The organism is Kitasatospora sp. NPDC048715, from assembly GCF_043198905.1.
GTDB lineage: Bacteria > Actinomycetota > Actinomycetes > Streptomycetales > Streptomycetaceae > Kitasatospora > Kitasatospora lactacystinica.
Genome location: NZ_JBICVH010000012.1, coordinates 261,087 through 275,760, shown reverse-complemented (window position 1 = coordinate 275,760; position 14,674 = coordinate 261,087). Strand labels below are relative to the sequence as shown.

8 protein-coding genes are annotated in these 14,674 nt (G+C 75.0%); 1 reads left to right on the top strand and 7 read right to left on the bottom strand.

What is annotated here, in order from left to right; genetic code table 11:
• Positions 1 to 55 precede the first annotated feature (55 nt).
• The 5 genes from ffh to ACGFSC_RS23680 form a co-directional block, all read right to left on the bottom strand.
• A complete protein-coding gene (gene ffh, locus ACGFSC_RS23700) occupies positions 56 to 1,618 on the bottom strand; it encodes a signal recognition particle protein (protein ID WP_359900681.1) in 1,563 nt (520 codons plus the stop codon).
• A 196-nt stretch (positions 1,619 to 1,814) separates the two neighbouring features.
• Entirely contained in the window at positions 1,815 to 4,301 is a 2,487-nt protein-coding gene (locus ACGFSC_RS23695; RefSeq protein ID WP_359900588.1) for a [protein-PII] uridylyltransferase, read from the bottom strand.
• A 248-nt stretch (positions 4,302 to 4,549) separates the two neighbouring features.
• On the bottom strand, positions 4,550 to 4,888 hold the full coding sequence (locus tag ACGFSC_RS23690) for a P-II family nitrogen regulator (RefSeq protein ID WP_359829808.1): 339 nt from the start codon (positions 4,886 to 4,888) through the stop codon (positions 4,550 to 4,552).
• Positions 4,885 to 6,291 (bottom strand): ammonium transporter, encoded by a 1,407-nt coding sequence (locus ACGFSC_RS23685; protein WP_359900585.1) that lies wholly within the window; start codon positions 6,289 to 6,291, stop codon positions 4,885 to 4,887. The genes ACGFSC_RS23690 and ACGFSC_RS23685 overlap by 4 nt, the downstream gene beginning before the upstream one ends.
• Positions 6,292 to 6,698: 407 nt before the next feature.
• Positions 6,699 to 8,153 carry a hypothetical protein gene (locus ACGFSC_RS23680; protein ID WP_359900583.1) on the bottom strand — a complete coding sequence of 485 codons (1,455 nt, stop codon included), beginning with the start codon at positions 8,151 to 8,153 and terminating at the stop codon, positions 6,699 to 6,701.
• 637 nt (positions 8,154 to 8,790) lie between these two features.
• Between ACGFSC_RS23680 and ACGFSC_RS23675 the strand changes: the two genes are divergently transcribed.
• A complete protein-coding gene (locus ACGFSC_RS23675) occupies positions 8,791 to 9,468 on the top strand; it encodes a bifunctional DNA primase/polymerase (protein ID WP_359900581.1) in 678 nt (225 codons plus the stop codon).
• Positions 9,469 to 9,668: 200 nt separating this feature from the next.
• On the opposite strand, the gene ftsY is transcribed toward ACGFSC_RS23675, so the two are convergent.
• Together ftsY and smc are read right to left on the bottom strand one after the other, a co-directional pair.
• Positions 9,669 to 10,904 (bottom strand): signal recognition particle-docking protein FtsY, encoded by a 1,236-nt coding sequence (ftsY, locus tag ACGFSC_RS23670; RefSeq protein WP_359900579.1) that lies wholly within the window; start codon positions 10,902 to 10,904, stop codon positions 9,669 to 9,671.
• A 47-nt stretch (positions 10,905 to 10,951) separates the two neighbouring features.
• Positions 10,952 to 14,602 (bottom strand): chromosome segregation protein SMC, encoded by a 3,651-nt coding sequence (gene smc / locus ACGFSC_RS23665; RefSeq protein WP_359900577.1) that lies wholly within the window; start codon positions 14,600 to 14,602, stop codon positions 10,952 to 10,954.
• Positions 14,603 to 14,674: the final 72 nt, after the last annotated feature.

The window sequence follows — 14,674 nt, the reverse complement described above, 5'->3', positions numbered from 1 at the left end:
CAGGACCGACCGCCATTGATCAACGGATGACCAAAGGCGGCGGCACGTCCAAGGACTACAGCATGTCCTTGAACTCCTTGGGCAGCTCGAAGTCGGCCGGGCCCTTGCCCGCGCCGAGACCGAACGCGCCGCCGTCCGCCGGACCCTGGCCGGCGCCCGGGCCGAGCGCGCGGCGCTCGGCGGCCGCGGCCTCGTCCTGCGCCCGCTTCAGCGGGTTGCCGCTCTTGCGCTTGCCCTTGGCCTGCGGGGCCTTCTTCGCGGACTTCTTCCCGCCGCCCATGCCGGGGATCCCCGGCATGCCGGGCATGCCCTTGCCGGAGGCCATCGCGGACATCATCTTGCGGGCGTCGAAGAACCGCTCGACCAGGTTCTTCACCTCGCCGACCTGGACGCCCGAACCCTTGGCGATGCGGGCCCGGCGGGAGCCGTTGATCAGCTCCGGCTCGGCGCGCTCGGCCGGGGTCATCGACTTGATGATCGCGCCGACCCGGTTGACGTCCTTGTCGTCGATGTTGTTGATCTGGTCCCGGATCTGGCCCATGCCGGGCAGCATGCCGAGCAGCTTGGAGATCGAACCCATCTTCTGGACCTGCTCCAGCTGGGACAGGAAGTCGTCCAGGGTGAACTGCTTCGGGCCGCCGCGCAGCTTGGCGGCGATCTTCTCCGCCTCGGCCTGCGAGAAGGTCTGCTCGGCCTTCTCGATCAGCGAGAGGACGTCACCCATGCCGAGGATGCGCGAGGCCATCCGGTCCGGGTGGAAGGCGTCGAAGTCGTCGACCTTCTCGCCGTTGGAGGCGAACATGATCTGCCGGCCGGTGACGTGCGCGACCGAGAGGGCGGCACCGCCGCGGGCGTCGCCGTCGAGCTTGGAGAGCACCACACCGGTGAAGTCGACGCCGTCGAGGAAGGCCTGGGCGGTGGTGACCGCGTCCTGGCCGATCATCGCGTCGACGACGAACAGGACCTCGTCCGGGTTCACCGCGGCACGGATGTCGGCGGCCTGCTGCATCAGCTCGGCGTCGATGCCCAGGCGGCCGGCGGTGTCGACGACGACGACGTCGTACTGCTTCTGCTTGGCGTACTCGATCGAGTCCTTGGCCACCTGCACCGGGTCGCCGACGCCGTTGCCCGGCTGCGGGCCGTAGAAGGCCACGCCGGCGCGCTCGGCGACCACCTGGAGCTGGTTGACCGCGTTGGGGCGCTGGAGGTCGCAGGCGACCAGCAGCGGGGTGTGCTTCTGCGTCTTCAGCCAGTGGCCGAGCTTGCCCGCGAGGGTGGTCTTACCGGCACCCTGGAGACCGGCCAGCATGATCACCGTCGGGCCGCTCTTGGCGAACCGCACCCGGCGGGTCTCGCCACCGAGGATCGCGATGAGCTCCTCGTTGACGATCTTGATGATCTGCTGCGCCGGGTTCAGCGCGCCGGAGACCTCGGCACCGAGGGCCCGCTCCTTGACCTGCTTGATGAAGGCCCGGACGACCGGCAGCGCGACGTCCGCCTCCAGCAGCGCGATGCGGATCTCGCGGGCGGTGGCGTCGATGTCCGCCTCGCTCAGGCGGCCCTTGCCCCGGAGGTTCTTGAACGTCGCTGCGAGGCGATCGGAAAGGGTGTCGAACACGTCGTCGCGGGTCCTCTGCGGCATCGGTATCAGTACGGTCGTCGCCCCCCAGGGTATCCGGCCGCCCCGGGTGAGGTCTCCACCCCCGGTCGGAACTCCTGCCCGTACCCGTGGCCGCACCCCTGCCCGCGTCCTTCCGCGAGCCCGGGCGGCCCGGCCCCGACCAGCCCCGACCGGCCCCGACCGGGCCCGGCGCTCAGCCCAGCGCGGCCCGGACCGCCGCCGCCACCTCGCCGGCCCGCCCGGCGGTCAGCGGCCGCCCCGCCTCGTCGGTCAGGTAGAACGAGTCGACGGCCTCCGCGCCCAGCGTGGACACGTGCGCGGTGCGCACCCGCACGCCCGCCCCGTCCAGCGCCCGGCCGATCCGGTGCAGCAGCCCGGGGGCGTCGTGGGCGCGGACCTCCAGCACGGTCGCGGTCGCCGAGGCCACCGCCGGCGCCACCGCGACCAGCGGCGGCGGGGTGGGGATGCCCCGGCGGCGCGGGGCGGCGGCGTCCCGCTCGGCGAGGCGGCGGGCGACGTCCAGCGAGCCGTCCAGCGCCCGGCGCAGGTCGGCCCGCAGCCGGGCCGCCTCCGGCAGCTCGCCGTACTCGGCCGCCACCCGCCAGGACAGCACCAGCACCGGCCCGGCGCCCACCGGGTCCAGCTCGCGCAGCCCGGCCGAACGGACGGCCAGCCGGTGCAGCGCGAGCACCCCGGCGGCGGTGCCGAGCAGTCCGGGACGGTCCGGGACCGCCAGGTTCAGCTCGACGCCCATCGGCTCGGCGCCCGGCTCCGCCCCCTCCGACCGGGCCCGCAGCGACAGCGCCGGCTGCCCGGTCCGGGCGGCCTCGACCGCCAGCCGCTCCTGCTCGGCGGTCGGCGCCGCCTCGACCGGCGGGACTCCCGCCCCGGCCAGCCGGTCCGCCGCCCGGGCCACCAGCCCGTCCACCAGCGAGGCCCGCCAGCCGCTCCACGCGGCCGGCCCGGTGGCCAGCGCGTCCGCCTCGGTGAGCGCGTGCAGCAGCTCCAGCTCCGGCAGGGTGGTGACCGCCTTGGTGATCGCCTCGACGGTGGCCGGGTCGTCCGGATCGCGCCGGGTCGCGGTGTCCACCAGGGTCAGGTGGTGGCGGACCAGTACCGCCAGGGTCTCGGTGTCCTCGGGGCCGAAGCCCATCCGGGCGCCGAGGTCGCGGACGATCACCTCGCCGGCCGCGCTGTGGTCACCCGGCCAGCCCTTGCCGATGTCGTGCAGCAGCGCGGCGACCAGCAGCAGGTCCGGCCGGGCCACCCGGCGGGTCATCGCGGCGGCCCGCACCGCCGTCTCCACCAGGTGCCGGTCCACCGTCCAGCGGTGCACCGCGTTGCGCTGCGGACGGCAGCGCACCCGCTCCCAGTCCGGCAGCAGCCGGCGGACCAGCCCCTGCGCCTCCAGCGCCTCCCACACCGGGACGGCCGACTCCCCCGCGCCCAGCAGGGTGACCAGCTGCTCGCGCGCCTCGTCCGGCCAGGGCACCGGCAGCGGGCGGCACTCGGCGGCCAGTCGGCGCACCGTGGCGTACGAGACGGTCAGCCCGTTCTGCGCGGCGGCGGCCGCGGCGCGCAGCGGCAGCACCGGGTCGGCGGCGGGGCGGGCGCCCCGGGCGAGCACCGCCTCGCCGTCCTGTTCGACCACGCCCTCGGCGAGCGGCCGCCGCTCGACCGCGCCCCGGGCCACCGCGCCGGTGCCGCGTCCGGAGCCGACGAAGGGGATGCCAGGCCGGCGCACCCGCCGGCCCCGGCCGCCGCGGGCCGCGAGCACCCGGTCCACCGCCCGCCAGGTGACGTCGCCCGCGTACGCGATGGTGCGGGCGGCCTCGTAGACCTGGCGCAGCAGGGCGTCGGCGTCCAGCACCCCGAGCCGCTCGGCGACCTGGTCCTGGTCCTGGAGGCCGAGCCGTTCGGTGGCCCGGCCGGTGACCAGGTGCAGGGCGTCGCGCACGTCGGCCAGCCGCTGTGCGGCGGCGTCCAGGCCTTCCCGGGGCGCGTCGGCCAGCCAGGTGGCGGCGATCGCGTCCAGCGCCACGACGTCGCGCAGGCCGCCGCGGGCCTCCTTGAGGTCGGGCTCCAGCAGGAAGGACAGCTCACCGTGCCGTTCGGCCCGCTCGCGGCCCAGCTCTCGAAGCTCCGGCAGGCGCGCGGGGGCGCTCGCGCGCCAGTCGGTGAGCACCGCGGAGCGCAGGGCGTCGGTGAGCGCCCGGTCCCCGGCGAGGTGACGGGCGTCCAGCAGGCCGAGCTGGACCTTGAGGTCGGCGGCGGCGACCGAGCGGGCCTGGGCGACGGTGCGCACGGCGTGGTCGAGCCTGGCGCCCGAGTCCCAGACCGGGTACCAGATCCGCTCGGGCAGCTCCCGGGGGATCGGGCCGTCGTGCAGCAGCAGGACGTCCAGGTCGCTGCGCGGGGACAGCTCGCCCCGCCCGTACCCGCCGACCGCGACCAGGGCGACGCGGGGCGGGGCGCCGGCGGCCGCGAGCAGGCCGGCCAGCCAGTCGTCGGTGAGCCGGGCGAGCTCCCGGCGGCGGGGGCGGCCGCCCGGGCCGGGGCCGGCCGGCAGCGCGGCCCGGGCGGCGGCCCTGCCCGCGAGGTCGAAGGGGTCGGCGGGGTCGCAGGAGCCGCCCGGGGCGACGGGGTCGGAGGGCTCGGAGGGGCTGGTCTCGGAGGTCATGCGCGTGGTCCCGTCCGTCGTGCTGCTGAGCCGTCGTGCTGGTGAACCGCCGTGCCGCGCGGGCCACCGGGGCGTGCGAACCGTCGAGTCGTGCAGGCCGTCGTGCCGTGCGAACCGTCGAGTCGCGCGGACCGTCGTGCCGCCGCCCCGACCCGCCGGGCGGGCCGTTCGGCCGGCCGGAGGACGCCGTTGGGCCGTCGGGCGGACCCGCGCACCCGGGGGTGGCAGGTCCGCCGTCCGGCGCGGGGCTACAGGGCGTCCGGGCCGCGCTCGCCGGTCCGGACCCTTACGGCGGTGTCGACCGGAACGCTCCACACCTTGCCGTCGCCGATCTTCCCGGTCCGGGCGGCCTTCACCAGGACGTCGATCAGGTCCTCGGCGTCCTCGTCCTCGACCAGGACCTCGATCCTGACCTTCGGCACCAGGTCCACGGTGTACTCGGCCCCCCGGTACACCTCGGTGTGGCCGCGCTGGCGGCCGTAGCCGCTGGCCTCGGTGACGGTCAGGCCGTGCACCCCGAAGGCCTGTAGGGCGGCCTTCACCTCGTCCAGTCGGTACGGCTTGATCACGGCGGTGATGAGCTTCATCGGGCGTCGACCTCGGTCTTCTTCTCGGCGGGCTTCTCGGCGGGAGCCGCGGCGGCGGACCGCTCGGCGACGGGCTCCGCGGCGGCGGACCGTTCTGCGGCGGGCTTCGCGGCAGCGACGGCCAGGCCCGGCAGGGCCCGGGCCAGGCCCGCTCCCACGGCGCTGAAATCGTAGGCGGACTCGGCGTGTTCGGCCTGGTCGATGCCGGCCACCTCGACCTCCCCGGCGACCCGGAAGCCGACCAGCCGGTCGACCGCCTTGGCCAGCAGCCAGGACAGCACGAAGGAGTACGCCGCGACCACCGCCACGCCCATCGCCTGCTTGCCCAGCTGCCCGATCCCGCCCCCGTAGAACAGGCCCTTGACGCCCTGGCCGACCCCGCCGGTGGCGAACAGGCCGACCAGCAGCGACCCGATCGCCCCGCCGACGGCGTGCACGCCCACCACGTCGAGCGAGTCGTCGAAGCCCCAGCGGTACTTGAGCGAGACCGCGGCGCAGCAGACCGCACCCGCCACCAGCCCGATCGCCACCGCGCCGAGCGGGCTCACCGAACCGCAGGCCGGGGTGATCGCGACCAGCCCGGCCACCGCGCCGGAGGCGGCGCCCAGCGTGGTGAAGGCGCCGTGCTTGAACCTCTCGTAGACCAGCCAGCCGACCAGCGCCGCGCCGGTGGCGACCTGGGTGTTGACCATCGCCATCGCGGCGACGCCGTTGGCCGCCAGCGCCGAGCCCGCGTTGAAGCCGAACCAGCCGAACCAGAGCAGCCCGGAGCCGAGCATCACCAGCGGCAGGCTGTGCGGGCGCATCGGGTCCTTCTTGAAGCCGATCCGCTTGCCCAGCACCAGGCAGAGCGCGAGGCCGGCGACGCCCGCGTTGATGTGCACGGCCGTCCCGCCGGCGAAGTCGATCACGCCGTTGCGGTCGCCCAGCCAGCCGCCGTGGCCGCCGTCGAAGAAGAAGACCCAGTGCGCCACCGGGAAGTAGACGATCGTCACCCAGAGCGCGATGAACAGGCCCCAGGCCGCGAATCTGGCGCGGTCCGCGACGGCGCCGCTGATCAGCGCCGGGGTGATGACCGCGAACATCAGCTGGAAGAGCGCGAAGGCGGTGACCGGGATGGAGCCGGTCAGCTCGTTGAGGCCGAGGCCGCGCATCCCGAGGTGGTCCAGGTTGCCGATCAGCCCGGCGAAGGAGTCGGACCCGAAGCTGAGCGAGTAGCCGTACAGGACCCACAGCACGCTGACGATGCCGAGCGAGAGGAAGCTCATCGCCAGCATGTTCAGCGTGCTCTTGGCCCTGACCATGCCCCCGTAGAAGAAGGCCAGCCCAGGGGTCATCAGCATGACCAGGGCCGCACTGATGAGCACGAAGGCGGTGTCGCCCGCGCTGAAGCCGTCCGGCATCGGCGTCTCCTCTGCGTCCAGGCCGACCCGCGCCCGGGGACCCGTCCCGTGGTGCCACCCGGGGTGTCGGCGTTGAGGAGGAGCGTGCCGAAGGCTGGTTTCGGCCAGTGCGACCGGTTGTTTCACCGCCGTGACGTGTGCGACGCAGGGGTTACGGCTGCGTGAACCGCGGCCCCGCATCCCCGCAGTCCGGCCGCGCGCCGTGCCGTGCCACCGGGCGCCGGACATACCACCGACCGTGGCGGCGGCGGCCGCCACGGTCGGTGGAGCTTCCCTCGGAAGGCCCTCGGCGGGGCCGGGCGGTCCACCGACCGGCGGATCACCGGCGGGCGGATCACCGGCGGGCGGATCACCGGCGGGCGGATCACCGACCGGTCAGACCACCGGCCGGGCGGATCACCGACCGGTCAGACCACCGAGACGAACTCCGGGATGTCCTGGACCACCCGCTCCTTGAGCCGGCTCACCGCGTCCACGCCCTTGAACCGGGCCGCCGCGGCCTCCGTGGTCTTGCGCACCCGGGAGTTCAGCCGCTCCGAGCGCACCTTGGTGGCGATGTCCACCGCCTGCTCGGCCATCACCGCGGCCTGCTCGGCCTCCCTCTGCAGCAGGTGGACGCTGGCCATGCCGATCAGGTTGAAGGCGTACGAGCGCACGTGGTCGGCGTCCTGGCGGAACAGGTCGACCGCGCGCTCCATCACCGGCGCGGACATCGAGGCGTAGAGCTGCGCGTTGTCCGAGTGGTACGCGAGGTCGCGGAAGGAGTGCGCGTTCTCGGCGTTCAGCTCGGCCGGCGAGAAGAACTTCAGCCAGTCCGGCTCCTGGTCCCCGTCCCGGATGTCGGTGAAGGTGTCCTCGGCCAGCCGGACCGCCCGGGCGCAGCGGTTGACCTCGCCGATGGTGGCGTAGGCGCGCGCCTCCATCGCGTACAGCAGGGACTGCTGGCGCGGGGTGGCGGTGTCGCGGCTGCCGTACTGGGCCAGGTGGATGAGTTCCAGGGCGTCCTCGCCCCGGTTGAGGTGGATCATCTGGCGGCTCATGTCGGTGAGGATCAGCGCGCCGAACGGGCGGTCGCCCGCTTCCTTGGCCGCGTGCAGGGCGAGCACGTAGTACTTCTGCGCGCTCGGGTGCATCCCGACGTCGTACGACATCCACCCGGCCAGGTGGGCGAGTTCGGCGGTGAGCCGGAACAGCCGCCTGGTGGTGTCCTCGCTGTACGTCTCCTGGAGCAGGTCGGTGACCTCGTGCAGCTGGCCGACGACGGCCTTGCGGCGCAGCCCGCCGCCGTTCTGCGCGTCCCACTGCCGGAATATGACCGTGGTCTGCTCCAGCAGTTCGAGCTCGGGCTCGGAGAGCCGGCCGGTGAACGCCTCGCCGCCGTTGGCCGCGGTGAGGATCGGGGTGGGGACGCCGGTCGGGCCGGGGGTGAGCCAGCGCTGCATCGGCTCGATCAGCGCGGCGCCCGCGGTGAGCGCCAGCGAGGTGCCGAGGAAGCCCCGGCGGTTGAGCATGAGGTCGCTGCGGGAGTAGTCGCTGATCAGCTGGACGGTCTGCGGGCCGCTCCACGGCAGGTCGACGCCGCCGCCCACGGTCGAGACCGGGATCGCGGCGCGCAGGCCGAGGTCCTCGATCGAGACCACCGAGCCGAACCGCTCGGAGAAGAGTTCCGACATGATCTTGGGAATAGGCTCGCGGGGCTGTTCGCCGTCGAGCCAGCGGCGCACCCGAGAGGTGTCGGTGGACACGTGGTGGGCGCCGATCTGCCGGGCCCGGCGGTTGACCTGACGGGCCAACTCGCCCTTGGACCAGCCGCTGCGGGCGAACCACGTGGTCAGCTTCTCATTCGGTTGCTTCTCTGCCATGGGTAACGTCCCCATCCCGCCCGGCCCCTACCGGGGCCCCCGATCGTGACCGCCCGACGGTTGCGGGCTCTTGCCAGACGTGCCGTGCCTGAGGTGCTGCCGTGCCGCGGCGGCGCCGTACCGCAGCGCCCTCGCACTGGTGTGCCATCGTTGCGGACGATCCGTCAGATTCCCAACTCCCGCTCCTCGACGGCCCGGGACAGACTCCTCGACGACATCCGCGTGCTGAACGTAATGCCCCGCGAGGGGCCCGCGGGAGCGGCCCTGGCGAAACGCCACCTTTCGCCACCCCCAGGAGTGAACCGAAGCCCGGGGGCACACGCTTCACTTAGGGAGTCCCGACGGCTCGGCATATGCGGGCCGCCAAGTCCCCCGGCGCATCCCGGAGGACCCGGCGGACCTCGCAACCCACCGCAGCCACAGGCGAGTTCACCGTCCACTCGGGACGGCGACAGCCCCACGCACCCGACGATCCGGCATCGGCGCCGCCCCCACAAGGCGGCGCCCGAGGCGCACCGGCGGAACAGGCGCACACCACGCGCTGCGCGCCGCCACTGCACTACGCACCACAGAGCTGACAATCGACACACAGTCACCGTCCCGTAACCATCGGCAACGACAACCTGTTGGGGGAGGCATGGACAACCTGTTCGGCGAACTTCGACTGGGGCACCTGCGGCTGGCACCGCTGGGCGCGCGCCGCCGCACCAAGGTCACCGCGTCCCAGGCCGCCGCGGAGTACACCGGCCGCTGGGGCTGGGCGGTCGCCACCGGCGACCCGGTCACCGGTGCCACCGCCCCGACCCGCTGTCCCTGCGGCTCCCCCCGCTGCGCCGCGCCCGGCCCGCACCCCGTGCCCGGCCGCGGCGGCCGGGCCCGCGGCGCCCGCGCCGAGGGCTCGGTGCTGTTCCCCACCGGCCGCGCCTTCGACGTCCTGGACGTCCCCGAGCAGGCCGGGCTCCAGGCCCTGGTCCGGCTGGAGCGGATGGGCACCCAGGTGGGCCCGGTGCTCGCCGTCCCCACCGGCCGGCTCCAGTTCCTGGTCGCCGCCGGCACCGCCCGGCGCCTGCCCGACCTGCTGTACCGGATGGGCTGGGACGACGCCGCGCTCGACCTGGTCTGCCACGGCGAGGGCGGCTACGTCGCCGCCCCGCCCACCGTCCTCGGCTCCCTCGGCCCGGTCCGCTGGCTGCGCCGCCCCACCCGCGACAACGCGGGCTGCCCGCCCGAGGCCCGGCTGCTGCTCGGCACCCTCGCCTACGCCTGCCACCGCAGCCGCGAGCGCACCGCCGAGCCGGCCTGGATGGCCTCCTGACCCGAGCGGCCACCGCCGGGCCGCCGCGCCGGGGCCCGCTCCCCGGGCGGCCGTCCGAGCGGCCACCGCCGGGGCCCCGCGCCGGAACCGGCGCCCCGCCCGGATCCGGGCACGCGAAAGGGCCCGCCCCCCGAGACGGGGAGCGGGCCCTTCCTGCGCTCTTCGTACGCCCTTCGCGCCTTTCCGGCGCGCGCGGGGCGTCAGTCGCCGATCAGCGCGTCCACGAACGCCCCCGGCTCGAACGGAGCCAGGTCGTCCGCGCCCTCGCCCAGGCCGATCAGCTTGACCGGCACGCCCAGCTCGCGCTGGACGGCGACCACGATGCCGCCCTTGGCCGTACCGTCCAGCTTGGTCAGCACGATGCCGGTGATGTCGACCACCTCGGCGAACACCCGGGCCTGGATCAGGCCGTTCTGGCCGGTGGTGGCGTCCAGCACCAGCAGCACCTCGTCCACCGGGCCGTGCTTCTCGACGACCCGCTTGACCTTGCCCAGCTCGTCCATCAGGCCGGTCTTGGTGTGCAGCCGGCCGGCGGTGTCGATCAGCACGGTGTCCACACCCTCGGCGATGCCCTCCTTGACCGCGTCGAAGGCGATCGAGGCCGGGTCCCCGCCCTCCGGGCCGCGCACGGTGCGCGCCCCGACCCGCTCGCCCCAGGTCTGGAGCTGGTCGGCGGCGGCGGCACGGAACGTGTCGGCGGCGCCGAGCACCACGGTGCGGCCGTCGGCGACCAGGACGCGGGCCAGCTTGCCGGTGGTGGTGGTCTTGCCGACGCCGTTGACGCCGACCACCAGGACCACCGCGGGGCCCTCCTCGTGCCTGGTCGAGCGGACGGTGCGGTCGGCGTCCTTGCCGACCAGCTCGACCAGTTCCTCGCGCAGCAGCGCGCGCAGCTCGTCGGGGGTACGGGTGCCGAGCACCTTCACCCGGGTGCGCAGCCGCTCGACCAGCTCCTGGGTGGGGGCGACGCCGACGTCGGCGGTGAGCAGCGTGTCCTCGATCTCCTCCCAGGTGTCCTCGTCCAGGTGCTCCCGGGAGAGCAGCGAGAGCAGTCCCTTGCCGAGCGAGTTCTGCGAGCGGGACAGCCGCGAGCGCAGCCGGACCAGCCGGCCGGCGGTGGGCTCGGGAACCTCGACGGCGGGCGCCGCCTCGGCCTCGGCGGGCACGACGTCGGGGGCCTCGACGGCCTCGGGGGCCTCCGGCGCGCCGGCCTCCGCCGGGAGTTCCACCTCCTCGATGGTGCGGCGGGGTGCCTCGGTCGGCGGCGCGGACTCCTCGCCGACCTGGGGCTCCTGCGGGGTCGGCTTCGGCGCCGTGATGACCGGCGCCTGCGACTTCGGGGGCAGCTGCTGGCGTCGTCTGCCGGAAACGACGAGGCCGGCGATCGCGCCGACGGCGACCACGGCGATGACTACGGCAAGGATCACGTATTCCATAACTGCTCCAGTATCCGCGACCGGAGCCCGGATGGACCGCAGCCGCCCTACACCGACGCGGTTCGTCCGGCTCGCGGCCGGCGCTCCCGGTGCTCTTCGCGCAGCCGCTGGCTGATCACCTGCGAGATGCCGTCGCCCTTCATGGTCACGCCGTAGAGGGCGTCGGCCGACTCCATGGTGAGCTTCTGGTGGGTGATCACGATCAGCTGGGAGCTCTCCCGCAGCTCCTCCATGATCCCGATCAGCCGGCGCAGGTTGGTCTCGTCCAGCGCCGCCTCCACCTCGTCCATCACGTAGAACGGGCTGGGCCGGGCCTTGAAGATCGCCACCAGCAGCGCCACCGCGGTCAGCGAGCGCTCGCCGCCGGACAGCAGCGACAGCCGCTTGACCTTCTTTCCCGGCGGGCGGGCCTCCACCTCGACCCCGGTGGTGAGCATGTTGTCCGGGTCGGTCAGCACCAGCCGGCCCTCCCCGCCGGGGAAGAGCCGGGCGAAGACGCCCTCGAACTGGGCGGCGGTGTCGTGGTAGGCCGAGGTGAACAGCTGCTCGACCCGCTGGTCCACGTCCCGGACGATGTCCAGCAGGTCGCGCCGGCTGCGCTTGAGGTCGTCCAGCTGCTCGCCGAGGAACCGGTGCCGCTCCTCCAGCGCGGCGAACTCCTCCAGCGCCAGCGGGTTGACCTTGCCGAGCTGGAGGTAGGCCTTCTCGGCCGCCCGCAGCCGCTTCTCCTGCTCGGCCCGGACGTACGGGTACGGCTCCCCCGGCTCCTTCCCCTCCTCGGCGGCGACACTGACGGCGACGCCGGCGGCGACATCGGCGGCCGGCGCCGCGGGCGAGGGCGAGGGCGAGGGCGGGACGGGCTTGTCGGGCCCGTACGAGGCGAGCAGTTCGCCGCCGTCGATGCCGAACTCCTCCAGCGCGCGGGCCTCCAGCTGCTCGATCCGCAGCCGCTTCTCGGCCCGCAGCACCTCGTCCCGGTGCCCGGCGTCGACCAGCTTGTCCAGCTCCTCCTTGAGCCCGCGGCCGTGCTCGCGGTGCTCGCGCAGCTCGTGCTCGCGCTCGGCGCGCGCCTGTTCGACGGCCACCCGCCCGGCGTCCGCCCGGGCCAGCGACACCTCCAGGCAGGCCAGCAGTTGCCGGGCGCCCGCCGCGACGGCGTTCGCCACCGAGGCGTCGTGCTCGGCGCGCCGGCGGCGCTCGGCGGCCCGGGCGCGCGCCTCGCGTTCGGCGCGGGCGGCGCGGTCCAGCTGGTCGGCCCGGCCGGCCAGGGCGCGGACCCGTTCCTCGTGGGTGCGCACCGCGAGCCGGGCCTCCAGCTCGGCCTGCCGGGCGGCGCTCGCGGCCGCGGCCAGGCGCTGCTGTTCGGCGGTGTCCGGCTCGTCCTGGCCCGCCCGGGCCGAATCCTCGGCGGCGGCCAGGCGCTGCGCCAGTTCCTCGGCTCCGTCGAGCAGTTCGGTCAGCCCCTGCTCGGCCCGCGCGGCGGCGGCCGACAGCCGCTCGGCCTCCCCGGCGGCGGCGCGGGCCTGCCCGCCGAGCCGGCCGAGTGCCCCGGCGACCTGGGCCCGTTCCTTCTCCGCCTGCCGCCGCCGATCGGTCAGTTGCTCGACCTCGGCGGCCGACTCCCGCCGTTGTTCGGCGAGTTCGGCCAGCCGCTCGGCCGACTCGGCGCAGCGGTCGGTGAGTTCCCCGATCGCCCGGGCCGCCTCGTCCACCGCCGCCTGGGTCTCCAGCAGGCTCGGCGCACCGCCGGACCCGCCCTGGGCGAAGCCGGCGCCGAGCCGGTCCCCGTCCGCGGTGACGGCGCAGACTCCGGGCCGCGCGGCGGTCAGCCGCAGCGCCTGGTCCAGGTCCTCGACCACCGCCACCCCGGCCAGCAGCCGCCGGACCGCACCGAGCAACTCCTCGGGGCCGTCCACCAGTTCGGCCGCCCAGCGGGCTCCGTCCGGCAACTCCCCCGCCGCCTGGGCCACCTCGGCGGCGCCGGCGATCAGCAGCGCGGCCCGGCCGGCGTCCTCGGCCCGCAGCAGCCGCAGCGCCCCGGCGGCGGCGGACGGCGAGTCGACGGCCACCGCGTCGGCCGCCGCGCCGAGCGCCGAGGCCAGCGGCACCTCGTACCCCGCCTCGATCCGCAGCAGCGCGGCCGCCGGGCCGAGCACCCCGCCCAGCCGCTCCCCGGCCTCCAGCAGCGCGCCGGTGCCGTCCTTGCGGCGCAGCCCGAGGGAGAGCGCCTCGTGCCGCGCGGTGAGGGCGGCCCGCTCGCGCTCGGCGGCGCCGGCCGTCTCCCGGGCCGCGGCCAGCCCCTCCTCCGCGGCGGCCAGCCGCTCGCGCGCCCGCCGGTACCCGGCCTCGGCCTGCTCGTCGTCCCCGGTCGCGCCGTCCACCTGCTGCCGGAGTTCGTCCAGCTCGGCCCGGGCGGACTCGGCGCGCAGCAGCGCCTCGTCCCTGGCCTCGGCGAGCCGGCCGATCTCGGCCTGCGCCGCGGCGGCCCTGGACCGGGCGGCGGCGGCCTGTCCCTGCAGCCGGGCCAGGCCTTCCCGGCGGTCGGCGATGGCCCGGGCGGCGTCTCGCAGCCGGCGTTCCTCGTCGGCCAGTTCCCGCTCCAGCCCGTCCTTGCGCTCGACCGCCTCGGCCAGCGCGTACCGGGCCTCCTCCAGCGCCCCGGTCAGCGCGGCCTCCTCCTCGCGGACCCGTCCGGCCTCCTGTTCCAGGTCCTCGGGGTCGCGCCCGCGCCGCTCCTCGCCGCGGTCCCCGGCGACGGCGTGCCGGGCGCGGGCCTCGGCCAGCCCGATGGTGCCGCGGGTGCGCTCGGCGAGCGCGGAGAGCCGGTACCAGGTCTGCCGGGCGGTCTCCAGGCCGGGTCCGAGCTGCTGGACCTGCGCCTCCAGGACGCTCTCGCGCTGCACCGCGCGGGCCAGTTCCTGCTCGACGGTGGTGCGGCGCAGGCGCAGCGCCAGTTCGTCCGCGATCTCGGCCTCGACGGCCCGGCGGAGCGTGCACAGGTCGTCGGCGAGCAGCCGCAGCCGGGCGTCGCGCAGGTCGGCCTGGATGCCGGCGGCCCGGCGGGCGATCCGGGCCTGCCGGCCGAGCGGCCCGAGCTGGCGGCGCAGTTCGGCGACCAGGTCCTGGACCCGGTTGAGGTTGGCCTGCATCGCGTCCAGTTTCCGCAGCGCCTTCTCCTTGCGCTTGCGGTGCTTGAGGACGCCGGCCGCCTCCTCGATGAAGGCGCGCCGCCCCATCGGGTCGGCGTGCAGCACGGAGTCCAGCTGCCCCTGCCCGACGATGACGTGCATCTCGCGGCCGATGCCGGAGTCGGAGAGCAGTTCCTGGATGTCCAGCAGGCGGCAGGTCTCGCCGTTGAGCGCGTACTCGCTGCCGCCGTTGCGGAACATGGTCCGGGTGATGGTCACTTCGGCGTAGTCGATCGGCAGGGCGCCGTCGCCGTTGTCGATGGTGAGGCTGACCTCGGCGCGGCCGAGCGGGGCGCGCCCGCTGGTCCCGGCGAAGATGACGTCCTCCATCTTGCCGCCGCGCAGCGACTTGACCCCCTGCTCGCCCATCACCCAGGACAGCGCGTCCACCACGTTCGACTTGCCGGAGCCGTTCGGGCCGACGACGCAGGTGATGCCGGGCTCGAAGCGCAGGGTGGTGCTGGAGGCGAAGGACTTGAACCCGCGCAGCGTCAGGCTCTTCAGGTGCACGCGGCCGGTCTCCTCGATCACTCAGGACAGGAACCGACTTTATCCGGCGCCGGACACGACGAAGGGACGCCA

Excerpts from the sequence above, each read along its gene's own strand:
- ACGFSC_RS23680 (WP_359900583.1), bottom strand. The coding sequence starts at position 8,153 with ATGGCAGAGAAGCAACCGAATGAGAAGCTGACCACGTGGTTCGCCCGC.
- ACGFSC_RS23690 (WP_359829808.1), bottom strand. The coding sequence starts at position 4,888 with ATGAAGCTCATCACCGCCGTGATCAAGCCGTACCGACTGGACGAGGTG.
- ACGFSC_RS23695 (WP_359900588.1), bottom strand. The coding sequence starts at position 4,301 with ATGACCTCCGAGACCAGCCCCTCCGAGCCCTCCGACCCCGTCGCCCCG.
- ACGFSC_RS23685 (WP_359900585.1), bottom strand. The coding sequence starts at position 6,291 with ATGCCGGACGGCTTCAGCGCGGGCGACACCGCCTTCGTGCTCATCAGT.
- ftsY (WP_359900579.1), bottom strand. The coding sequence starts at position 10,904 with ATGGAATACGTGATCCTTGCCGTAGTCATCGCCGTGGTCGCCGTCGGC.
- ACGFSC_RS23675 (WP_359900581.1), top strand. The coding sequence starts at position 8,791 with ATGGACAACCTGTTCGGCGAACTTCGACTGGGGCACCTGCGGCTGGCA.